The sequence below is a fragment of the Hymenobacter piscis genome (genome assembly GCF_018760735.1).
GTDB lineage: Bacteria > Bacteroidota > Bacteroidia > Cytophagales > Hymenobacteraceae > Hymenobacter > Hymenobacter piscis.
Genome location: NZ_JAHHZN010000003.1, coordinates 187,343 through 209,755, shown reverse-complemented (window position 1 = coordinate 209,755; position 22,413 = coordinate 187,343). Strand labels below are relative to the sequence as shown.

General features: G+C 64.4%; 21 protein-coding genes. 9 read left to right on the top strand and 12 right to left on the bottom strand.

The window, feature by feature from the left end; all coding sequences use genetic code 11:
* Positions 1–92: 92 nt before the first annotated feature.
* Positions 93–968: a 5'/3'-nucleotidase SurE gene (surE, locus tag KLP40_RS04790; protein WP_317196748.1), complete on the top strand. Its 876-nt coding sequence runs from the start codon at positions 93–95 to the stop codon at positions 966–968.
* A gap of 70 nt (positions 969–1,038) precedes the next feature.
* On the opposite strand, the gene KLP40_RS04785 is transcribed toward surE, so the two are convergent.
* From KLP40_RS04785 to KLP40_RS04775, 3 genes are all read right to left on the bottom strand, one after another.
* Positions 1,039–1,188 carry a hypothetical protein gene (locus KLP40_RS04785; protein ID WP_215592561.1) on the bottom strand — a complete coding sequence of 50 codons (150 nt, stop codon included), beginning with the start codon at positions 1,186–1,188 and terminating at the stop codon, positions 1,039–1,041.
* Between the two features lie 97 nt (positions 1,189–1,285).
* On the bottom strand, positions 1,286–2,617 hold the full coding sequence (locus KLP40_RS04780; protein ID WP_215592560.1) for a sensor histidine kinase: 1,332 nt from the start codon (positions 2,615–2,617) through the stop codon (positions 1,286–1,288).
* A gap of 226 nt (positions 2,618–2,843) precedes the next feature.
* Entirely contained in the window at positions 2,844–3,530 is a 687-nt protein-coding gene (locus KLP40_RS04775) for a response regulator transcription factor (protein ID WP_215592559.1), read from the bottom strand.
* A gap of 162 nt (positions 3,531–3,692) precedes the next feature.
* Here KLP40_RS04775 and KLP40_RS04770 point away from each other — a divergent pair, with 162 nt between their 5' ends.
* A complete protein-coding gene (locus KLP40_RS04770; protein WP_317196747.1) occupies positions 3,693–4,391 on the top strand; it encodes a TIGR04283 family arsenosugar biosynthesis glycosyltransferase in 699 nt (232 codons plus the stop codon).
* 28 nt (positions 4,392–4,419) lie between these two features.
* Here KLP40_RS04770 and KLP40_RS04765 read toward each other — a convergent pair whose 3' ends face one another.
* The 3 genes from KLP40_RS04765 to KLP40_RS04755 form a co-directional block, all read right to left on the bottom strand.
* Entirely contained in the window at positions 4,420–5,979 is a 1,560-nt protein-coding gene (locus tag KLP40_RS04765) for a glycine betaine ABC transporter substrate-binding protein (protein ID WP_215592558.1), read from the bottom strand.
* On the bottom strand, positions 5,976–7,004 hold the full coding sequence (locus tag KLP40_RS04760) for an ABC transporter ATP-binding protein (RefSeq protein ID WP_215592557.1): 1,029 nt from the start codon (positions 7,002–7,004) through the stop codon (positions 5,976–5,978). The genes KLP40_RS04765 and KLP40_RS04760 overlap by 4 nt, the downstream gene beginning before the upstream one ends.
* 91 nt (positions 7,005–7,095) lie before the next feature.
* The gene (locus KLP40_RS04755; RefSeq protein WP_215592556.1) at positions 7,096–8,613 is read right to left on the bottom strand and encodes a T9SS type A sorting domain-containing protein; all 1,518 of its coding nucleotides are present in this window, start codon (positions 8,611–8,613) and stop codon (positions 7,096–7,098) included.
* A 168-nt stretch (positions 8,614–8,781) separates the two neighbouring features.
* On the opposite strand from KLP40_RS04755, the gene KLP40_RS04750 reads away from it, so the two are divergent.
* From KLP40_RS04750 to KLP40_RS04740, 3 genes are all read left to right on the top strand, one after another.
* Positions 8,782–9,768 carry a DUF1028 domain-containing protein gene (locus KLP40_RS04750; protein WP_215592555.1) on the top strand — a complete coding sequence of 329 codons (987 nt, stop codon included), beginning with the start codon at positions 8,782–8,784 and terminating at the stop codon, positions 9,766–9,768.
* Positions 9,769–9,807: 39 nt separating this feature from the next.
* Positions 9,808–10,377, top strand: coding sequence for a histidine phosphatase family protein (locus tag KLP40_RS04745; protein ID WP_215592554.1), 570 nt, complete (start codon positions 9,808–9,810; stop codon positions 10,375–10,377).
* A 104-nt stretch (positions 10,378–10,481) separates the two neighbouring features.
* Entirely contained in the window at positions 10,482–11,873 is a 1,392-nt protein-coding gene (locus tag KLP40_RS04740) for a M28 family peptidase (protein ID WP_215592553.1), read from the top strand.
* Positions 11,874–12,046: 173 nt separating this feature from the next.
* On the opposite strand, the gene KLP40_RS04735 is transcribed toward KLP40_RS04740, so the two are convergent.
* Positions 12,047–12,280, bottom strand: coding sequence for a hypothetical protein (locus KLP40_RS04735; RefSeq protein WP_215592552.1), 234 nt, complete (start codon positions 12,278–12,280; stop codon positions 12,047–12,049).
* A 638-nt stretch (positions 12,281–12,918) separates the two neighbouring features.
* Here KLP40_RS04735 and KLP40_RS04730 point away from each other — a divergent pair.
* From KLP40_RS04730 to KLP40_RS04720, 3 genes are all read left to right on the top strand, one after another.
* Positions 12,919–14,637, top strand: coding sequence for a S8 family serine peptidase (locus KLP40_RS04730; RefSeq protein WP_215592551.1), 1,719 nt, complete (start codon positions 12,919–12,921; stop codon positions 14,635–14,637).
* Positions 14,634–15,344 (top strand): hypothetical protein, encoded by a 711-nt coding sequence (locus KLP40_RS04725; RefSeq protein ID WP_215592550.1) that lies wholly within the window; start codon positions 14,634–14,636, stop codon positions 15,342–15,344. The genes KLP40_RS04730 and KLP40_RS04725 overlap by 4 nt, the downstream gene beginning before the upstream one ends.
* Before the next feature lie 200 nt (positions 15,345–15,544).
* Positions 15,545–16,147 (top strand): hypothetical protein, encoded by a 603-nt coding sequence (locus tag KLP40_RS04720; protein WP_215592549.1) that lies wholly within the window; start codon positions 15,545–15,547, stop codon positions 16,145–16,147.
* Positions 16,148–16,232: 85 nt separating this feature from the next.
* Here the strand turns inward: KLP40_RS04720 and KLP40_RS04715 are convergent, their stop codons facing one another.
* The 5 genes from KLP40_RS04715 to KLP40_RS04695 form a co-directional block, all read right to left on the bottom strand.
* Complete coding sequence (locus KLP40_RS04715; RefSeq protein WP_215592548.1) at positions 16,233–17,525, bottom strand: DUF3570 domain-containing protein; 1,293 nt, start codon at positions 17,523–17,525, stop codon at positions 16,233–16,235.
* A 155-nt stretch (positions 17,526–17,680) separates the two neighbouring features.
* Entirely contained in the window at positions 17,681–17,872 is a 192-nt protein-coding gene (locus KLP40_RS04710; protein WP_317196750.1) for a DUF4266 domain-containing protein, read from the bottom strand.
* A gap of 119 nt (positions 17,873–17,991) precedes the next feature.
* Complete coding sequence (locus tag KLP40_RS04705) at positions 17,992–19,035, bottom strand: FAD:protein FMN transferase (RefSeq protein WP_215592547.1); 1,044 nt, start codon at positions 19,033–19,035, stop codon at positions 17,992–17,994.
* A gap of 72 nt (positions 19,036–19,107) precedes the next feature.
* Positions 19,108–19,590, bottom strand: a complete 483-nt coding sequence (locus tag KLP40_RS04700; RefSeq protein WP_215592546.1) for a thioredoxin family protein — start codon at positions 19,588–19,590, stop codon at positions 19,108–19,110.
* 382 nt (positions 19,591–19,972) lie between these two features.
* A complete protein-coding gene (locus KLP40_RS04695) occupies positions 19,973–21,304 on the bottom strand; it encodes a M23 family metallopeptidase (RefSeq protein WP_215592545.1) in 1,332 nt (443 codons plus the stop codon).
* 227 nt (positions 21,305–21,531) lie between these two features.
* Here KLP40_RS04695 and KLP40_RS04690 point away from each other — a divergent pair, with 227 nt between their 5' ends.
* Positions 21,532–22,386: a hydroxymethylglutaryl-CoA lyase gene (locus KLP40_RS04690; protein ID WP_215592544.1), complete on the top strand. Its 855-nt coding sequence runs from the start codon at positions 21,532–21,534 to the stop codon at positions 22,384–22,386.
* Positions 22,387–22,413: the final 27 nt, after the last annotated feature.

Here is a 22,413-nt window from a genome sequence, read left to right as displayed (position 1 = left end):
CCGTTAGCCAAGCCAACGGGTTCCGGGGTCCTGCTGCCGCAGTAGGCGTACCTTGGGGCCAATTTTTCTTCCACTCATTTGTTCTGCTAGCCGTGTCTGCTGAAGCCCGCAAGCCCCTGATTCTGATTTCCAACGACGATGGTATTACGGCCCCCGGCATTGCTACGCTGGTGCGCGTGATGCGCCGCCTGGGCGAAGTGGTCGTCGTCGCGCCCAACTCGCCCCAGTCGGGCATGGGCCACGCCATCACCATCGGCCGCCCCCTGCGCCTGGATGCCAGCCATATTTTTGAAGGGATTGAAGCCTACGAGTGCAGCGGCACACCCGCCGACTGCGTGAAGCTGGCCAAGCACCACGTGCTCAAGGACCGCCGTGCCGATTTGGTGGTCTCGGGCATCAACCACGGCTCCAACTCGGCCGTGAACGTGCTGTACTCCGGCACCATGTCGGCGGCCATTGAGGCGGCTATTGAGGGGTTGCCCGCCATCGGGTTCTCGCTCTGCGACTACGGCCACGACGCCGATTTCTCGCACACTGAGGAATGGGTAGAGCTCATTGCCCGCCAGGCCCTGGCCCACGGCATCCCCGCCGGCACGGCCCTGAACGTGAACATCCCCAAGAAATCCGACCAGCCCATTACCGGCGCCCGCCTCTGCCGGCAGGCCCGGGCCAAGTGGCAGGAGGAGTTCGACCTGCGCCTCGACCCCTACAAGCGACCCTACTACTGGCTGATCGGCTCATTCGTTAATGAAGACCCGGGCCAGGATACCGACGAGCACGCGCTGGCCAACAATTTCGTGTCCATCGTGCCCTGCCAGTTCGATATGACTTCCCGCAACGGCTTGCGCCAGATGAACGACACCTGGGACCTGAGCCCGATGCCCGCCCCGGCGGGTAAGCCCCTGCCCGTATCCGCGCCCGGCAGCGCCGCCCCCACCCCCGGCGAATCAGCCGTAGGATTGGGGTGAGGTGAATGAGTGAAGTGGGGAATGAGTAAACCGTTCACTCATTCCCCACTTCACTCATTCACCACTTCACTCATTTCCTTGGCAGGGAAACGTGCTTGCGGTGGGTGGTGGCGTGGTGCAGTTTGCGCACCACGGGTACAGTAGCCAGATGGCGCGGGGCGGGCAGGGGCATCAGTTGCTGCGCCAGCAGCAAACCGGCCAGTAACAGCAGCTTTTTCATAGGATTCACGGCAAGACGGGCAGGAAAGCAGAAGGCCCCCCCAAATACCTGCCCCGCATGAAGACCCCGTGAACCGCCGGTGCTGGTGGCCTGGCACTTACGGAAAGTGCAGCGCAAACGTGGTGCCCTGGCCTTCCACCGATTCCACCGTGAGGCGGGCGTCGTGGAACTCGGCAATGGTTTTAGCAATGGGCAACCCCAGGCCGTAGCCCTCGGGAGCGGAAGCGCCGGCCTGAAACCGCCGGAACCGGTCGAATAAGTGGGGCAGGTGCTGGGGCGCGATGCCCGGGCCGGTATCCGTGACGGACAGGCGGTAGCCGCCCCCGGGGCCGGGAAGGCCCCGCACCGTGATGCTGCCCCCGAACCGGTTGTACTTGATGGCGTTGCTGATCAGGTTGAACAGCAGCGTGAAGAGCAGGGTGCGGTTGGCCCGGGGCAGCACGTAATCGGGCCGCAGCTCCTCCCGCAGCCGGATTTCGCGCTGGGCCAGCCGGTCTTCCAGCTCGGTGGTCACGTCGGCCAGCACCGCCGCTACCGACACGGTGTCTTCGCGCAGGTACTGCTCGTTTTCGATGTTGGCAATGAGCAGCAGCGTCTTCACGGTGTTGCGCAGGCGGTAGAGCGTTTTCTGCGAATCCACGATTTTGAGCGAGTGCGCGTGGCCCAGCTCGGGATCCTGGAGCAGGTTCTCGAACCGGGTTTGCAGGATGCTCACCGGCGTCAGCAGCTCGTGCGACACGTTGCTCATGAACTCGCGCTCCTTCTCGAAGGCCGACTGAATCAGGCGCATCATCTCGTTGAGGCTGTCGTCGAGGTGGCGGAAGTCGGTGGTGGTCGTCGGCAGGGGCTCGTAGGAAAAGGCCGAGGGGTGGTGCACGCCCTGGAGCTTGCGCACAATAAGCCGGTGCAGGGGCCGCAGCAGGTAGTGGGCGAAGGCGGCATCGGTGAAAATCGTGAGCAAAGCCCCAATCACAAGCACCCACAGGGCCATGCGGCGCAGCGTATCGGTGAGCAGCTCCACCGTAGCCAGGGAGCTGCCGATTTCGAGGCGGTAGTTGCGGCCGTTGGTGGTGAACTGCTGGCTCAGAATCCGAAAGTCCTCCACCTCATTGTCTACCTGCCGGGGCTCATCGAAAATGCGGGGCGGGTGGGGTGCGTGGCGGCCCGAGGGCGTGGGCGGCAGGGCCGTGAGGGTGATGTACTCCTGCTTGAGAATGTTATAATCAGCATACTGCTCGCCCTGCACGAAAGTCGAAATTCCGTCGCGCCGAATGAGCTGAAGCACTTCCTCGCGCTTTTCCTGCAACCGCTCATCGGTGTGGCTGACCGCCACCCGGCCCACAATGGGCGGAATCACCACCGCCCCCAGCAGCACCAGCAGCAGCTTCGACAAGGCATTGAACAAAGCCAGCTTCGCTTCCAGGCGCATGCGGGTTTCAGTTAAAAATTAAAAATGAAGAGTTGAAAATGAACGTCATTCCGAGCGCAGGCGAAGCCGTAGCCGAGGAATCTCGCGGGCTGACGTTACAACGGCAACTTTGACGACTGGATTAGTTTGGCAACATCAGCCCGCGAGATTCCTCGGCTACGGCTTCGCCTGCGCTCGGAATGACGTTCTTTCTAAGCTCTAAACTCTAAACTCTAAACTCTACCAGCTACTCGTGGCTCACCAGCCGGTAGCCGATGCCGCGGACGGTTTCGAGGAAGTCGGCGGGGGCGAACTGGCTGAGCTTTTTGCGCAGGTTCTTGATGTGCACGTCGATGTAGTTGGAGTCGGAGTCGTCTTCGAGCACGTTGCCCCAGAGGTGCTCCCCGAGCTGCAGGCGGGTAAGCACCCGGTTTTTGTGCAGCAGCAGGTAGTGCAGCAGGTCGAATTCCTTCTTGGTAAGGGCTACATCCTGGCCCTCGTAGCGCAGGGTGCGGCCGGTGGCATCGAGCGCAAAACCGTGGCCGAACGAAAGCTCCTGGCGCCGGAGGCCGAACTTGCGGCGGGTGATGGCCTGCATCCGGCTCTGGAGCTCGAGCAACGAAAACGGCTTGGGCAGGTAGTCGTCGGCGCCCAGGTCCAGGCCCTTTACCCGGTCATCGATGGCCCCGCGGGCGGTCAGAATGATGAAGGAAGCCTCCTGCCGGTCGTTCTGGCGGGCTTCGCGCAGCAAATCGAGGCCGTCGCCGCCGGGCAGGCCCAGGTCGAGCAGCACGAAATCGTAGCTGTTGACGAAGATTTTCTCAGAAGCCTCGGCGTAGGTATAGGCGGAGTCGACGAGGTACTGCGACCGGACCAGAAACTGCTGCACTTCCTGGTGCAGGCTTTTTTCATCTTCAACGAGCAGAACGTGCATGGCGGGCGGGTAGGCGTAAAGTAGACTGCAACATACGTAGCCCGGCCATGAAGAAAGCATGAACGGATCCGGCAGGCCCGCGCCCGGAGCGCTAACTTGCCGCCGCCCGCGCTGGCTTGCTGCCCCGGCGGGCTCCGTTCTGGCCTTCTCGCGTTGCCGCCCGTGACTACTCCGCTTCCGCTCCTGAGCATCATCATTCCCACCCGCAACGAGGCCGCGGCCCTGCCGACCCTGCTCGGGTACCTGCGCGCCCAAACCGACGGCCCCGTGGAAATTCTGGTGGCCGATGCCGGCAGCACCGACGATACCCGCGCCCGGGCCGCCGCCGCCGGGGCCCGGGTGGTGGTCTGCCCCCGGGCAGGCCGGGCCCGTCAGCTAAACGCCGGGGCCAGGGCCGCCGCCGGCCAGATTTTCTACTTCCTGCACGCCGATACCTGGCCGCCCGCCGGCTTCGGGGCCGCCATCCGCGCGGCCGTGGCTGCCGGGGCCGGCAGCGGCTGCTTCCGCCTCCGCTTCGACGACTCGCACTGGCTGCTGCGGCTGAGCGCCTGGTTTACGCGCTGGCCCCACACCGGCTTCCGCTACGGCGACCAGAGCCTGTTTGTGCAGCGGCGGGTGTTTGAGCAGGCGGGCGGCTACTGCCCGGAGATGCAGCTGCTCGAAGACCAGGAAATAGTGGGCCGGCTGCGTCAGTACGGGCCGTTCCGGGTGCTGCCGGGCGTGGTAACTACCTCGGCCCGCAAATACCGGCGCAATGGCGTGGTGCGCCTGCAAAGCGTCTTCGGCCTGCTCACGGTGCTCTACTGGCTGGGGCTGCCGCAGCCGGCGCTGGCGCGGCTCTACCGGCGGCTGGTGCGCTGAAGCGGGGCCGGCGCCGGCAAACGGGCCTTCACTGCAAATACGCGCTCAGCTCCGATACCGTCCGGATGCCCAGCCGCTCGGCGTGGCGGCGGCGCATGAGCAGGGCATAGGTGTTGTTGAAGCCCAGTGGGGCCAGCCACTCCAGCTGGTAGCGGCGGCGGTACTCGCGGCGCACGTACTGGAGCACCGCCGCCGGGTCGGGGCCCAGGGAGTCGAGGGTGGCGGCGGGGGGCTGCAGCACCACCAGCAGGCCGGTGCCGGTGTATTCGGGGTAGAGGTCGATGGCGCCGGTGCGCAGGGCTTCGGCGCAGATGGTGGTGCCGCCCAGCCCGGTTTTGGCCTCCACGCCCAGGTTGGTATAGCCCCGGATCAGGGCCGCGTACAGCTCGGCCAGAATGTACTGCTCCCCGAAAATCTTGGAGCCCAGCCGGATGGTGGCCCCGCCCACCGGTCGGGGCCGCCGCCACAAACCCCGGCGGCGCAGAAAGTCGAGGGCCACGGCCCGGGGCGTTTCGTGGCGGTAATCTACCCGGTAGTTGAGCTCCGTCATCACCGAATCGGAGAGCTGGCCGGCGAGGCGGGCCAGGGCGGGCGCCAGCTCGGGGTGGGCCTGCAGGGTTTGTTGGCGCACCACGGGCACGGCCTGGTAGGGCGGGAAGGCGTGGCGGTCGTCGCGGAGTACCCGCAGGTCGTAGGCCCGGATGCGGCCGTCGGTGGAGTAGCCGTCAATCAGGTCCACGTCGCCGGAGCGGGCGGCCTCGTACACCAGGGCCGGGGCCAGCACCACCGAGGTGGGGTTCAGCCCGTAGCGCAGCGTGAGGCCCGGCAGCCCGTCGGAGCGGCCCACGAACTCGGGGCTGAAGCCGGCCAGCAGCTTGCTGGCGGCCCGGGGCAGCAGGTAAAGGCCCGCCAGCAGGGGCAGGGATACCAGCAGCACCTGCCCCGCGCGCTTCAGCTGCCGGCCGCTCAGGCGCTGCACGCCGGCCAGCAGACCATCGAAGGCTAGGGCCAGGGCGGCGGCCGGAATAGCGCCGGCCAGAATCATGGCTGGGTTGTTCAGGGCGATGCCCCCGAAGATGAATTCGCCCAGCCCGCCCGCTGCAATGTAGGCCGCCAGCGTGGCCACGCCCACGTTGATAACGGCCGCCGTGCGGATGCCAGCCAGCAGCACCGGCAGGGCCAAGGGCAGCTCCACCCGCCGCAAAATCTGCCTGTCGGTCAGGCCCAGGCCCCGGGCCGCGTCCACCACGGCCGCATCCACGGCCTGCACTCCCGCGAGCGTGTTGCGCACGATGGGCAGCAGCGAGTACAGGAACAAAGCCAGAATGGCCGGTCCCGGCCCGATGCCCAGGGCCGGAATCAGGAAGCCGAGCAGGGCGATGCTGGGAATGGTTTGCAGGATGCCGGCCCCGCCCAGCACCCAGGGCGCCAGCCGGGGCCGGCGCGTGAGCAGCAGCCCCAGCGGCACGCCCACGGCCACGCCCAGCACCAGGGCCGCTGCCGTCAGGCCGATGTGCTGAAGGGTCTGTTGGCCGAGCTTGCCGGCCTGGGCCTGCCAGAAAGTGAGCAGTTCAGTAAGCGTATTCATGCGGCCGAAAGTCGTTGGATGGTGCGCCCGAAAGCTGTCATCAGGGAGGCGTAGGTCAGGGGCCGATAACCGGCGGGCGCGGTGGTTTCCAGCCACAGCGTAGCCGCCGCAGGGCTAGCCGGATCGGCCGGCAAATGGCTTAGCTCCTCCAGCGCCTGCTGAACTGTTGCTGAAGAATGAATTATATTAGTATCTGATTCAGAAGGGAGTATAATTTGAGTACCGGCTTCCGGTGGCAGGTCGGTCAGCAGGTCGTTCAGGTACAAGGCACGCAGTTGCAGACTCAGCCGGTCGGCGGCGAAGAAGCGGCGCACGAAGTCGTTGGCGGGGCGCAGCAGCAGCTCCCGGGGCCGCCCCAGCTGCTGCACCCGACCGGCTTCGAGCAGCAGAATCCGGTCGGCCAACTCGAAGGCTTCCGTCACGTCGTGGGTGACCAGCACCAGGGTTTTACGGCGCAGCTCGGGCAGCTCCCGGAACTCGCGCCGGATGCTGGCCCGCGTAATCGGGTCGAGGGCCCCGAAGGGCTCGTCGAGCAGCACGATGGGTGGGTCGGCGGCCAAGGCTCGGGCCAAGCCTACGCGCTGCTGCTGCCCGCCCGAAAGCTGGCGCGGATACTGGTTTGCGAACTGCTCGGGCGGCAGGTGCAGGCGGCGCAGCAGTTCCTCAGTGCGGGCCGCAATCTGGGCCGGGGCGTGGCCCAGCAGGCGGGGCACCACGGCCACGTTCTCGGCTACGGTGTAGTGGGGCAGCAGGCCCACCTGCTGAATCACATAGCCCATGCCCCGGCGCAACAGCTCGGCCGGCTGCTCGCGCACATCGGTGCCCTGTACCAGCACCTGGCCCGCGTCGGGCTCCACGAGGCGGTTGAGCATGCGCAGCAGCGTAGTCTTGCCGCAGCCGCTGGGCCCCAACAGCACCAGCGTTTCGCCGGGCACCAGGGCAAACGACACCTCCTGCACCACGGTCCGGGAGCCGTAGCGCTTGGTCAGGTTCCGGACTTCGAGAGCGGGAGTGGGTACAGACATGGAAGGTAAGGTAGGGTCAAAATAGCACAGGGCCTTTCCGTTGCCGGAAAAGCCCTGTGCCTGCTGGAAGTAGGCCGCAAAATAGCCAGCCTTACTGCTTCACTACTTTGAGTACCGTCTGTTGGTCGCCAGCCACGATCCGGGCCAGGTAGATACCGGCGCGCAGGGTGGGCAGATCTGTCAGGACCACCTTCCCCGCCTGGTTCTCCTCGGCACGAAACGCGTGCTGATATACCACCTGACCGGTAAGGTCGCGCAGTTCCACCATAGTGGGTGCCGACATCAGGCGGGTATCCTCCAGGTACAGCGTCAGGGTGTTGGCGAAGGGGTTTGGGCCGACTGTTGCACGCAGACTGCTTACCACTGGTGCGGCCGTAAGCGTAATCACCGAGGAGTACGTGCTGCTGCCATCCATATCTACTTGCCGGAGCCGGTAGTAGCGCTGGCCTGGCTGTCGGGTGGCATGGCGGTACGCGTACTGGTGGGCGGTGGTGGAGTTGCCCGCCGCCGCCACGCGCCCAACCACGGCGAATGATCTGCCATCTGTGCTAGCCTCGATTTCAAAAGCCTCCGAGTTCAACTCCTGGGCCGTCGTCCAGCGCAAAGTAGAGTAGGTCGGCTGGGCCTGACCGCTGAAACCAGTCAGTTGTACGGGCAGGGGAGGGTTAGAGAAAGTGGCCGTCTGGGCATTGTAGCCCACAAAGGCTAAATCACTGTTGCCACTGAGCAGGACCCTGAATTTGCGGATATTGGCCACATTGGCGGCCGTGATATTAAAGGCACTCAGATCTGCGGCCCAGAGACGCAGGTCCCGGTCGGTGCGGGTAAAGCCGGGGGCCAGAGTCATGGGGTTCTGGGAAGCTTCGTAAAAATCCGCTGTCCAGATGCCAACCCTGGTAATGTTGGTGAAAATAACTGTTACCGTCTGACCAATAATATTGTCGTTGGCATCCAGAAATTGATACCGATCCTGCGAGCCCGACGGATCCGCAATCTGCGTGACCAGAATGTCTGGAATGTTATCTCCCAGGGCTCCGGTCACTACATTAGAAATCCGGAAGTCGAGGGTACCGATGGGCACGTTGGCTACGCCGGTACCGAGGTTGAGCCCGTTGCGCCCATCGCGTAAATAAAGGGGGATATTATTGGCGGGTGGTGGAGAACTGGCCCCGTTGGCGACTCCATCGAAGGAGGCACCCAGTCCTATTTTGGTATTCTGGCCGATGGTTCCGCTAATTGCTTCCACGGGCAAGGCTCTGAATTGGCTGGCCGTAAAGTTGATGCCACGGCTAGTGAGCAGCGCGTCATCTACTCCGGTAGAGTAGCGAGTGTTGCTGAGCGTGAAAGCCAGCAAATCGTGGGAAGTATTGGGCTTGACGGAGTTAAGGGCAGCGTTAGAATTAACGCCCGTACCGCTCCGCCAGAACCCGCCGAAGTCGGTAATAATTTCCGTAACGTTATTTACCGCTTGAGCCTGTGCCATAGGCGCTAACGGTAGAAAGATGGCAAGCAGAAAAGCTGATTTCAGGTGCATCAGGAAAAAAGAAAGACTGGCCGGTGTAAAGCAGGTAAATAACCGTGCAAGTCGTTGAAAAAGAAGTATGAGCAAGATAATGAAGATGCAAAGGTAAAGGAATAATCCGGGTATGGGATAGGATTAATGAAAGAATGATGCGCTAAATGTTTGATTAAGGATGGTGGACTGCAACTACTGGCTCTACTTGGCAGTGGCAACCCTCTCTTTTTCCTGCCCCGGTTTCTTCACTAGCTTTAGCCCATGAACCGACTGCTGCTGGCCCTGCTCTGGGCCCTGGCGCGCCCCGCGGCCGCCCAGATTTATCGCGCCACCGACCCGCTGGCCCATACCTACAGCATCGTGGCCCGCGACTCGCTGACCGGGGAACTGGCCGTGGCCGTGCAGAGCCACTGGTTTTCGGTGGGCACCAGCGTGAGCTGGGCCGAGGCCGGGGTAGGGGCCGTTGCCACCCAGTCGTTCACCAACAAGTCCTTCGGTCCGCGGGGGCTGGCCCTGCTGCGCAGCGGCAAATCGGCCCGTGAGACGCTGGACGAGCTGCTGCGCACCGATGAGGGCCGCGACGTGCGCCAGGTGGCCATCGTGGACAACAGGGGCCGGGTGGCCACCCACACGGGCGCCAAGTGCATCGACTACGCGGGCCACCGCCAGGGGCGCCAGTTTTCGGTGCAGGCCAACATGATGCTCACCGATAAGGTACCCGCCGCCATGGCCCGGGCCTTCGAGCAGAACGCCCGGCTGCCCCTGCCCGAGCGTCTGCTCACGGCCCTGGAGGCGGCCCAGGCCGCGGGCGGCGACATCCGGGGGCGGCAGTCGGCGGCGTTGCTGGTGGTGCGCGGCAACGCCACGGCCGAACCCTGGACCGACCGGCTCATCGACCTGCGCGTGGACGATAACGCCGCGCCCCTGCGCGAGCTGGGCCGCCTGCTGCGCCTGCACCGCGCCTACGAGCACATGAATGCCGGCGACCTAGCCGTGGAGAAAAACGACGTGCCCGGAGCCATCCACGAGTACGAAGCCGCCGAAAAGCTCTTTCCCCAGAACCTGGAAATGCAGTACTGGCACGCCATCAGCCTGGCCAACAAGCAGCAGCTGCCCGCCGCCCTGAAGCTGCTGCGGCCCATTTTTCAACAGGAGCCCAACTGGCGCACCCTCACTGAGCGCCTGCCCAGGGTGGGCCTGCTCACGGTGAGTGCCGCCGAGCTCCAGCAGATTCTGACGCTGCGCTAGCGCCGTCTGATACCGTATTTCCCCCTGAACTTCATTTCGATGCTACCTGTTTCGTTGCGCTGGCTGTTGCCCGCCCTGCCCTTGCTAAGCGTACTCACGCACTGCACGCCCTCACTTCAGCGCGCCGATAAGGCGGTTTTGCCGGCTTCAGCTACGAAAGTATACGTGGTGCGCCACGCCGAGAAAGACCTCACGCCCGGCCTGGCCGACCCGCCCCTCACGCCCGCCGGCCAGCAGCGCGCCCTGGCCTTAAACCAGGCCCTGGCTCCGGAGCAAGTAGCCGCCGTTTTCTCTACTGCCACTGCGCGCACCCGCGCTACGGCCGCGCCGCTGGCCGCCCGCCAGAACCAGCCGGTTCAGCCCTACGACGCCCGGCAGCTCTCCGCCCTGGCTGCCCGCCTGCGCCGCGACTACCGGGGCCGCACGGTGCTGGTAGTGGGCCACTCCAATACCATCCTCGAAACCGTGGACGCGCTGGGTGCCCCCCGGCCGGTTCCGGTTATCGGGGATGACACCTACGATTACCTGCTCGAAGTAAGCATTCCGGCCGATTCCACCCGGCCGGCCACGGCCACCGCCCGCCGCTACGGGGCCCCGACCCGGCCGTAGCAGACCCCGCCTCGTGCCCGGCACCGCTGCAACCCGGGCAGGGCGTTCAGCTTCTATTAACCACTTTTGCGCTGAATTCTCCTTTGCTCTTTCCAACTGTACGTATGCGAATTGCTTCTTTCCGCCGCGCCCTCGGGCTGGCGGCCGCCCTGCTGGCCACCGTTCCGTTTGCCGCCCAGGCCCAGACCAGGGCCGATTCGGTGGCCATCCGCCGGATTTACGACGAGGCCCTGGCCCGGGGCGAGAGTTACGAAAACCTGCGCTACCTCACCGGCCAGATCGGGGCCCGTCTCAGCGGCTCGCCCCAGGCGGCCCAGGCCGTGCAGTGGGGCAAAACAACGCTGGAGAAAATCGGGGTCGACCGGGTGTACCTGCAGGAAGTCATGGTGCCCCACTGGGTGCGCGGCGCCCGGGAAAAGGCCCAGATCCGGCCCGCCAAGGGCAGGGGCCTGGACCTGAACGTGTGCGCCCTGGGCGGCTCGGTGGGCACCCAGGGCAAGCTCCAGGCCGGGGTGGTGGAGGTGCAGAGTCTGGCCGAGCTGGCCGCCCTGCCCGCCGAAAAAGTCAAGGGTAAGTTCGTGTTCTTCAACCGGCCCATGAACCCGCTCTACATTGAAACCGGCCGGGCCTACGGGGAGGCCGGTGACCAGCGCCGCAGCGGGGCCGCCGCCGCCGCCAAGCGCGGGGCCGTGGGCGCCCTGGTGCGCAGCCTCACTCTGGCTCACGACGACTTCCCGCACACGGGCGCCATGCGCTACGAAGACGGCGTGACCCAGGTGCCCGCCGCTGCCCTGAGCACCAACGGGGCCGATGAGCTCAGCCAGCTGCTCAAGGCCGATCCGGACCTGACCGTGGAGCTGGAAATGAGCTGCCAGACCCTGCCCGACACCAAAAGCTACAACGTGGTGGGCGAAATCCGGGGCTCGAAGTACCCCGAGCAAATCATCACCGTGGGCGGCCACCTCGACTCCTGGGACCTGGGCCAGGGCGCCCACGACGACGGCACCGGCTGCACCCAGAGCATGGAAGTGCTGCGCCTGCTCAAGGCCACCGGCCTGCGCCCCGAGCGCACGGTGCGCGCGGTGCTGTTCATGAACGAGGAAAACGGCGTGCGCGGCGGCAACCAGTACGCCGCCCTGGCCAAAGCCGCCAACGAAAAGCACGTGGCCGCCATGGAGTCGGACGGGGGAGGCTTCACGCCCCGGGGCTTCAACATCGAGGCCGAGCCGGCCACGGTGCGCAAAATCCAGGCCTGGCAGCCCCTGTTCGTGCCCTACAACAGCACCCAGTTCGCCGTGGGGCACGCCAGTACCGACGTGGAGCCGCTTAAAGGCCAGGTCAAAGCCCTTATCGGCTTCGATTGCGACTCCCAGCGCTACTTCGACATCCACCACACCGCCGCCGACACCTTCGACAAGGTAAACCGCCGCGAGCTGGAGCTCGGCGGCGCCAGCATGGCCGCCCTGATCTACCTGATCAGCAAATACGGTCTGTAGCCATTAGTGGTCAGTGACCAGTAGCCGGTGAAACAACGGACTTGCGGACACAGCCGAAACCGCGCGTCGGTTCTTTGGGCTGACGACTGGCAACTGATTTCGTCAATAAAAAAACAGTCCGACTGCCAAGTGGCGGTCGGACTGTTTTTTTATTGAGCGGTTGCGCGGCAAAATTACTCGGCGCTAACTACTTTCTTGGGGCGGCCGGGACGCTTGCCGGAAGCGTTAGCGGCGCGGGGCTTACGCTCTTTCTTTTCAATTTTATAACCGGGCTCGAGCATCGTGTTCAGTTCCTCCATCAGGCCGCTGATTTTGGTTACCTGCTTACGAATTTGATTCAGTACGGCGTCGTTGTCTTCGGCATTCGCCAGAATTTGTTGCAGCTTGTTGAGGTCAGCAGTTGCCATTGTGCAAAAGGTTTATTTACGTGAATGAAATAAAAGTCAAAGGTGGGTTTTTTTACGCTTATGACCATCAAATTACAGCCAAAAAATTATTTAGGACTGTGGTTGGGCGTTTTAATCTATCGGGTTGCCGTGGCCTCAGGTGGTGTGTATGCGCAGCGTTTGCCGCCTTTTTGCTGATGGTCATACGACGAGCGGAAAATCCAGGTTTCCAAACAGGAATTAATTCCGGAAGATAAAATCAGGCGTCCGGTCTGGGGGAAGGCTACGGCTGCTTCGCCGTGTTTCTTTGTTTGACTGCATATTCTTTTTTCAGCCGGGAATGAGTCACGCCGTTTTCCGGCAGTGCTGGGCTGATTTGGTGAGAAACTTGTTCCAGTCGGCCGACTGGAATACTAATTCGCCAAAACCATTACTGAGCCTGAATGAGGTGAAATAAAAACGGGTTATTCGAAAAAAATAACCGTGACGATAGTGCAAATAGCCCTTGAAAAAATGAAATGTCCGGACAGCAAGGCTCCGTAACGGTTGATTGGTTGTAATCCGGGCAACGGCAGTTTGCCTTCTGCACATTCCGCGGACTGCCGGCTTTCTTGTACCTTCGACACATCCGATTATCTTTCTCAATTCCGATTATTCGTTTGCGTCTGCTTTTTCTTTTTGGCCTGAGCTGGCTGTTGCCGGTGCTGGCGGGGCAGGCTCAGCCCCGGCCGGCGCAGCCGGCCACCCGCTACTGGGTCACGTTTCGCGACAAGGCCGGCCAGCAGTTCCGCCCTGCCGCCTACTTCAGTCCTGCTGCCCAAGCCCGCCGCCGCCGCCAGCACTTGCCGGCCGCCGACAGCACCGACTTTCCCGTGCGCCCCGACTACCTGGCCCGGGTGCGCGCCGCCACCGATTCGGTTACCTTGGTCAGCCGCTGGTTTAATGCCGTGGCCTGCCGGGCTACGCCCGCCCAGGCGGCCCGCCTGCGGGCCCTGCCCGGGGTGCGCAGCGTGCAGGAGTGGGCGGTCCGGCCCCTGCTGCCGGCCGACCGGAGCGCCGCCGCTGCCGCCGCCCCCCTGAGTGCTGCCGACCGTACCCTGGCCCGGCAGCAGACCGCTGCCCTGGGCGCCGCCGATTTCCGGCGGGCCGGCCTCACGGGCCAGGGGCTGCGCATTGCCATCTTCGACGTGGGCTTCAGCGGCACCGACCGCCACCCGGCTTTTGCCCGTCTGCGCCGCCGTGGGGCCATTGTGGCCACTTACGACTTCCTGCGCCGCACCTCCAACGTGTACCAGGGCGGCACCCACGGTACCCAGGTACTCTCCTGCATAGCCGGCCGCCTGCCCGATAGCACCGCCCTGGGCCTGGCCCCCGACGCGGAGTTTCTGCTGGCCCGCACCGAGCAGATGCACCGCGAGAAATATGCCGAGGAAGAGGCCTGGCTGGCCGCCGCCGAGTGGGCCGACCGCAACGGGGCCGACATCATCAACTCGTCTTTGGGCTACACCGACCGCCGTTACTTCCCTGAGCAGATGGATGGGCGCACCAGCCTGGTGGCCCGGGCCGCCGAGCTGGCCGTGCGCAAGGGCATGCTGGTGGTCAACGCGGCCGGTAACGCCGGCGACGACCCGCAGTGGCACACGGTGGGCACTCCCGCCGACGGCGACTCGGTGCTGGCCGTGGGCGGCATCGACCCGCTGACGTTTCTGCACCTGGATTTCAGCAGCTACGGCCCGGCCCCGGGCGGGCGGCTCAAGCCCAACGTGGCGGCTTTCGGGGTGGCCATTACCGCCGTGCCGGGTGGCTACAACCGCACCGAAGGCACCTCTTTTGCCAGTCCGCTGGTGGCGGGCTTCGCGGCCTGCGTGTGGCAGCAGCAGCGCAGCCTGACGGTAATGGAGCTGTTCGGGCGCTTGCAGGAGTCGGGTAGCCTGTACCCATACTTTGATTACGCCCACGGCTACGGTCTGCCCCGGGCGACCTTCTTCACCGCGCCCGCCGCCAACCGGGCCGCCGTGCCCACCTTCGATTTTGTGCGGGCCGATTCCGTGGTGCGCGTCGTCATCCGGCCCGCGGCGGCCTTCGTGCCGGCCCGCACGCTGCCGCTTTATGCTGATTCAGTGCTGGCAGTGGCATCCGGCCCGCCCGCCGCCCCGGTGGGGGGCGGCCCCGATGAAGCTCCTGTACCCGTTCCAGAGCCACCCGCCTACGTGTACTGGCAACTGCTGGCGCCCGATAACCAGGTGCTGCGCTACGAAGTGCTGGAAGTCAGCCAGCGGGCCGTGCTGCAACTGCCCACGCCCGAGCTGACGGCCGGGCGCGCCCTGCGCGTGCACTACCGGGGCTATACCGAAACCTTTTCCCTGCCCACCCCATGAGGTATTCGCTTCTGCTGGCCGGGCTGCTGCTGGCGGCCGGCAGCGCCCGGGCCCAGCGGGTACTGCTGCGCGCCGAGCCGGCGGCCGACTCGGTACCGCCCCGCTACGGCCCCAACCGGGCCTTTTATCAGCACCTGTTTGCCGGTTACGCGCCCGTGGTAGGCCGGGCCGCGGGGCCCGGCGCGGCCCTGCACTATCCGCAGTCGGCGGAAACGTTTCTGGGGCTGCGCACCAAATTCCGGCTTAGCGCCAGGCTGGCCGCCGGCGCCGATGTGCGCTACGCCCGCCTGCAGTACCGGCTGCGGCAAGCCAGCGGCAAGCAGCTACCCAACGCCCAGCTCCACGACCAGGAGTCGCTGATTTTGTCGCAGCTGCAGCTGGAACCGTTTCTGCGGCTGAGCTTCGGACGGCGGGGCAACGTAATCGGCCACTACCTGGACCTGAGCGGCTGGGGTGGCTGGGCGCTGGCTACCACCCATCACTATGAGGACCACCCCGGTACCGGCGGCGGCACCCGCACCGTGGTAAAGGAACGGCAGCCCGACTACCTGCCCCGCTGGGCCGGGGGCGGGGCCGTTCGGTTGGGAACCGGCCGCTACGCGCTGGTGGCCCGGTACCGGCTCACGTCTGCGTTTACCTCGGTGGCCAGCCCGGCTTATCCGGAGCTGCCGCGCTGGCTACTGGGGCTGGAACTGGGGGTATTCTAAAAATCCACGAAAAATACCGCGTTGACCTCGCCTCCGAAGGCATCTATCTCGTAAATAAGCCCCAAACCGCCATCAGCCCTGTTCACCTGATTCGGCGGCCCCTTCCTTTTCCTGCCGAGTGCTCACCTAACCAGGTATCCGGGCTAAGAGAAGGTTTTGTATTTTGCCGAACTGATTTGACGATGGTTTATTCCCCTTTCATGAAAAAGCTTGTATTCCCCGCCGTCGGAGCCTTATGTCTGCTCCAGCTAACTTCCTGTCTGAACACGGAGCGCGAGGTGGGGACTTCCAAAAACGCCGACCGCCTTTTCACGCCTACGCCCGAGGCCAACCGGGGCCGCGTATCCGAGCGCACGGTGCTGCGCACGGTCAATGCTACCCATACCTTCTCCTCGCCCAAGGCCAAGGATACGTTCGTGCTTCAGCTGCGCGGCCCGAAGATTGCCACCTCCCAGGCCTACTTCATCATTGTGAGCAGCAGCGGCGATACGCTGCGCAATGAGTCGATGCCGGCCACGGCCCTGATTCGCGACCAGGATCTGGCTGATCCGCTGGCCGCCACGGTCCGCGACAAGGAAATTGCCATTCTGCAGGGTATGAACAACTTTTTCCGCGACGACCGTTTCGTGCAGCCGGCCGTGCCCAAAGCCGCCACCCAGCCCGAAAACGTGGATTCCCAGTCCTGGCAGGCCGTGAAGGCCGATACCCGCGCCGTAGGCTTTGATTACCCCGCGGCCGATGGCCGGGAGCGGCGCCTGGCGTATTCCAAGCAGCTCAGCAAAGCCGTTATCATTGCCGAATAAGCCCTCACACGCCACGCTTGGCGCTACCAAAAAGCCCCGCCGGATTTTTTCCGGCGGGGCTTTTTGGTAGCGCCTGAACTTCGGGCTAGGGCATGGTAAAAGCCATATCGAAGCTGACGATGCTGGCCTCGAAGTTGATGTTGCGCTGGTAGTAGGCGTAGCGCAGGTCCAGGGATTTGAACCGGGCCACCTTGCGCCCGCCCTGGCCGTTGCGGAAGGGCGTTTTGAACCGGCTGATGCCGTACACCGGTGAGTAGCGCAGGCCCAGCCCGAACTTGTTGGCCCGAAAATCCGACAGGTCGTAGTCGGAAGTGTAAAATTCGTCGGTAATGGAATGCTGGGCGTAGGCGGCGAAGTACCTGGCGGCCGTCTGGGTATGGTAGCGGTAGAAGGGGTAGAGCACGAAAAAGGGCGTCACCTTCACCGGCGTTTCCAGCTCAACGGTGTGGGCCGTAATGCCGAAGTTGTCGTTGTAGAAGCGGTAAAAACCGCGCAGCTGCACGAAATCAGAAGCGAAGTAGCTCACGCGCAGAGCTACCGGGTACTTGAAGCGGCGTTGGGGCAGCTGTTCTACTTTGGGGTCCGTAACGCCCGGCTCGCGGAAGTACACCCGGTGAAAGGGCGTGCTCAGCAGCCCGTGCTGGTACACCAGCTCCGTGCTCAGGGCCACCTGCATCCGCTGGCTCACCACCTGCGAATACACCAACGACAGGTTGTAGCTCTGGCGCTTGTCGGTGGGCACCAGCAGCTGGCCGGTGCGCAGCTCGGTGGGGTAAATCAGCTTAGCCTGGTCGAGGTAGACCTGGCCGGCGGCGCTGAATTCGCGGTTGCCATCCTGGGAAGCCTTGGCCCAGGAGCCCACCACGTTCACCGAGAAGTAGTCATATTCCTTCGATACGCCGGCGCCCAGCCCGATAATGCGGTGCTTGGCCTTGTTCTCGCGGGAGTAGCCAAAATCGGCGTGAATGCGCACATCGTGGGCGGAGGGCGTGGAGAGGAACAAGCCCTGCACGCCGTCAATCCGGTCGGTGGAAGCGGAGGCGTAGAAATCGGCCCCGATGTTGGCCGTGAGCCGGCTGACCGTATCGAGCGGGATGTTGAGGATGATGGTGGGCGTAACGTCAGTCAGGTATTCGGTCCCGATGCCGCCCTGCACGGCCCCGTGGGTGCCGTCCTGCTGGTAGTAGCTGCCGAGGATGTTCACTTCGGTTTCGCCCACCTGGGCCGCGGGCGCATCGGTCTGGGGCGTGAGCGGCACCCCGGAGCCGTCGATGCGGTTGGGCGTCACGCCACCCTGGGCCCGCGCCAGCACCGGCAGCAACCCGAACACCACGGGTAGCAACCGCGCCGGACGAAAAACAAGAGTAAAGAAGCGCATGAGAGAGGGGAGGTGGTTGTTTTTGGCTGCTAGCTATTGGCTGATGCCTGTTAGCCAGTGCAGATTTTTCGCGGATTCCTGTTCAAAAAGGCAGCCTTCCTACCGGGATGCCGTTCCTTTCTAAGCTCTAAGCTCTAAGCTCTAAGCTCTAAGCTCTAATTACAGCCGCAGCCGCCGCCGACTTTGCCGCCGTTGGCGCCGCCGGCCCCTTCGCGGTAGGATTCGAAGTTGGTTTCGTACACTTCCACCCGCTTGTTGGCCAGCTTCATGTCCTCATCGTTGAGGTACACTTTCTGGTAGGCGGCCACCGATACGCAGCCCGAGAGGCTGCCGGCGGCCACCAGCAGGGCAGCCACGCCCAGCAACGGGCGGCGCAGGCGCGGAAAAACACTGGAACGATTCACGGAGAGGGGAGCTAAAAAGGTGAGGGGCGAGAGGTCGGGGACGCCCGCCAGCGGGGCAGTGGCTAGGGCCGGGTGGCGGGCTGGTTCTGCCCGGTTGTCGGGGCGTTGTTGCGGTAGTATTTTACCTGCATGTTTTTGGAAACCAGCGTCCGGTTGTCGTCGGTGATGAGCGTACAATCTACATTTTTCAGGGTATTGATGAAGGCTAAACCGGCGACGGGCCCTTTTACAAAGACGACCTCATCCAGACAGTCGGCCAACTCCACATCGGGGCAGATGATGGTGACCGAGCGCAGCCCCGTGGCGGGCAGGCCGGTGCTGGGGTTGATGATGTGGCCGTATACCTTGCCACCGGAGGTGAAGTACTGCTCGTAGTTGCCGGCCGTTACCACGGCCACGTCGGTCACCTGCACCCAGCTGGAAATGCTGCCGGGGTGGTCCGGGTCGCCGATGGCCACGCGCCACAGGGAGCCGTCGGCTTGGCGGCCCCAGCACAGGATGTCGCCCGAGCCGTTGAGCAGGCCGCCCTTGATGCCCATGCGGTCCAGTACCTGCCGGGCCCGCCGGATGCCGTAGCCCTGGAGTACCCCGGCCAGGTTCAGGCGCATGCCCTGGTCCTGGAGCATCACGGAGTGGGTGGCCGGATGGAGCAGCACCTTGCGGTAGTTGATGCGGGCTACGGCGGCCAGCCTCACGGCCGGCGCGGGCAGGGGGTGTTCCTGGCGGTCGAACGTGTAAATTTTGTCGGCCGAGGCGAAGGTGATATCGAACGCGCCCCCGCTCAGGGCCGAAATGCGCAGGGTGCGCTCAATGAGCTCGTACACCTCCTGGTCCACGACAACCGGGCGCCGGCCGGCGGCGCGGTTGATCTGAGTAATCTGGGAGGTGGAATCCCAGAACGACATGAGCCGGTCGATGCGGCGGGTTTCGGCCAGCGCGGCGTTCAGGCCGTTCCAGCCCAGCGTGTCGTTGTCGGCGACTACCGTGTAGGTGAAGTGGGAGCCCATCAGGCGGGCTTCCTTGGTGTAGTTGCGCGGGTGGGCTGCCGCCGCCAGCGGCAGGCCCAGCACCACTATCCAGAGTAAGCGAAGCAACAAAGCAGACATAGGCGGGCGCAGCAGGCACAAAAAAACGGCCGGCACTGCTGTTGCCAGGGCCGGCCGAGGTAAAGAAACGGGTTATTTTTTGGCGAGCAGGGAAGTCAGGTGGGCATCGTAGGCGGCCACGCCGCCGGGGCGGTAGCCGGTTTTGGCCAGCACCTTGCCATCGGGTGAAAGTAGCACCACCAGCGGAAAGGAACCTTCCTTGTTCAGCTTGGCCGCGGCCAGCTCGTTCTGCCTGGTCTGGTCGGCGGGGAGCTTGTTCTTCTTGCTGCGGGGAAAATCGAAGCGGGCCAGCACGAATTTGTCTTTGGCGAACTGCTCGAATTCGGGCTTATCGAAAACCTCCTGCTTGAGCATGATGCAGGGCTTGCACCAGTCGGAACCCGAGAAAACGGCCAGCACAGGCCTGTTGGTGGCTTTGGCCTGCTGGAAAGCCGCATCCAGCGTATTGTTCCAGGTAATGGGCGCGGCAGCCGTAGCCGTGACCGACTGGGCAAACGTAGGGGCGGCACCCAGGATCATCAACGAGAAGGCGGCGGAAAGCAAGGAAGTGCGCATGAGGGGGAGTTTAGAGGGGAAGAGGAAAAACAGCCTGTTGCCGTGTACGGGGCAACCAACGTGCCGGTATCAAAAAATGAAACGCGGAGCAGCCTCCTGAAAAGCTGCCCCGCGTTTTTACTCCAATCACCAGTTCAAACGTACGGGCTCCTCCATGAACATAGTATGAAGAACGCTGGAATTTGGTTAAAAAAACGAGTGAGCGAACAAAGGAGAAACGTCATTCCGAGCGGAGCCGAGGAATCTCGCGTGCCATGGTAATCCTGTCGTCAGGGTTAGTTGACGCAACATCAGCACGCGAGATTCCTCGGCTCCGCTCGGAATGACGTTCCTTCTTCTAACAACCAACAACCAACAACCAACTATCCACCAACCAACCCAGCTAAACCGGCTTCGAGAGCAGCCAGCCGGTGCGGCCGTTGGCCTGGCGGACGAGGCGGTAAAGGCCGAACTCGCCGAGTACGGCCACGGGGGTCTGGGCGGGCAGGGCGGCCGTGGTGGGAGCATCGGGCAGCGGGAACGAGTGCAGCTCGGTGGCGGCGGCCAGGTTCTCGCGGCGCAACGGGGCAGCCGGCAGCACGGCTTTGGCGGGCACGAAGCCGGCACTGCCGCCGGGCAGCTGCACCCGCAGCCAGTCGGCGGCCACGCCCAGCACCAGCAGGGGCGTGGTGCGGGTGGTGGTAGCCAGCGTTAGTTTATCTCCCGGAGTGCGGCGCAGGGGCAGGCGGGCGTCGCGGGCCCGCACGTACTGGCCCAGGCGGGCGGGCGGCGTTTTAGGGGCGGGCGGCAGCACGTCGGCCCGGCGCAGGAACGGGTACGGGTCGATGGCGCCGTGGCGGTACACGCCGAAGTGCAGATGGGGCGGGGTGGTTTTGGCGTTGCCGGTGTTGCCCACCAGGCCCAGCGTATCGCCGGGGCGCACCTGCTGACCCGGTTGCACCAGTTGGCGGTCGAGGTGGGCGTAGTAGAGGTGCTGGCCGTGGTCGGCATCGGCCAGCCACACCACCCGGCCGCCCCGGGGCGTTTCGTTTACGCGGGTAATGTAGCCCCGGGCGGCAGCCACCACGGGCGTGCCGCGGGCCGCGAAAATATCCACGCCCTCGTGGCGGCGGGCACCCCCGTCGCGGCCCGCGCCCCAGAACGAGCCAATGGCTTTATCGGACTTGCCCAGCACCGGGAAGCCCAGGCTGGGCTCGCGCCGGATGCTGAGGGTGTAGCGGCCGCCGCGCAGCAACTCGGGCTGTACCCGCAGCAGGTGCTGGCGGTCGGCCTCGGCCACGTAGCGGAACGACAGGTCGGTGGTGTCGGCGGCGATGAGGTGGCGGGGCGCGGCGCGGTCGGGGCTGAGCTCGTAGGCGTCCAGGAACACCTTGGGGGCCGCCGTACCGGGCGCCAGCGTGAGGCTCACGTGAATGGTTTCGCCGGTCCGGACGGGGTAGCGCAGGCCAGTGGCTACGGCCCGGTCGCTGGGGAAGAAGCCGGATTCCTGGTAGGGCAGCTTCACCAGCAGCGAGTCGCGCAGCGCCTGGTCGGCGGCCCGGAGCCAGTCGCGGCCCAGGGCCGTTTCGGCCAAGCCGGCCTGCCGAAGCCGGCGGGCGTAGTTTTCGTGGGGCGTGCCCGACTGGAAAATGCCCCGCAACGTCTGGTTCTGGCTACAGGCGGTCAGCAGTAAAACAACAAGTACAACAGGCAGGGCGCGGAGGCGGTGCGGCATGAATCGCGGATTATGCGGATTAAATGGAGTGCGCGGCGGTCAGATTGACGTTGAGCAGGATTTGTGGCCGGCTGAATTGTACTTGCCTAAACCCCGGCCGGCGCGGAGTAGTTCGGTGGAAGGCCAGCCGGCATCGGTTTGCGCAGAGGTACGCAGAGCGGGCAAGGTGGCGCGGCAGAGCCCGCGCTAATTTTTAATTCTTCATTTTTAATTTTTAATTCCTTCCCATGCTCTACCTCACCGAATGCCCGCGCGACGCCATGCAGGGCTGGCCCACGTTCATCCCGACCGCCGATAAAATCGACTACCTCAACGCCCTGCTCCGGGTGGGATTTGATACCCTGGACTTTGGCTCCTTCGTGTCGCCGAAAGCCATTCCGCAGCTGGCCGATACGGCCGAGGTGCTGGAGGGACTCGATTTAAGCCAGTCGGGCACCCGGCTGCTGGCCATTGTGGCTAACCTGCGCGGGGCCGAAACGGCCGCCTCCCACCCGCAAATCCGGTTTATCGGCTTCCCGCTCTCGGTGTCCGAAACGTTTCAGCAGCGCAACACCAACAAAAGCATTGCCCAGGCCCTCGACGACGTGGCCCGGATGCAGGAAATCTGCGCCCGTACCGGCCAGGAACAGGTGGTGTACCTGAGCATGGGCTTCGGCAACCCCTACGGCGACGCCTGGAGCCCGGCCGTGCTGGGCGAGTTCACCCAGCGGCTCGACGCGCTGGGCGTGGGCATCGTGGCCCTTTCCGACACCATCGGGGCCAGCACCCCGGCCACCATCGCGCCCGCCTTCCGGGAGCTGACCGCCGCTTACCCGCACATCCGGTTCGGCGCCCACCTGCACACTACCCCCGATACCTGGCGGGAAAAAGTGCAGGCCGCCTACGAGGCCGGCTGCCGCCACTTCGACGGGGCCCTGGGCGGCTACGGCGGCTGCCCCATGGCCACCGACGACCTCACCGGTAACATGCCCACCGAGCGCCTGCTGGACTTCGCCACCCAGGTTGGCTTGGAGCCCGGCCTGAACCTGGAGGCGCTGGGCGAGGCCGTCCGGCTGAATCAGCGCATCTTTGCCGGACATTAAGAACAAACCCGCCTGTCATCCTGAGCG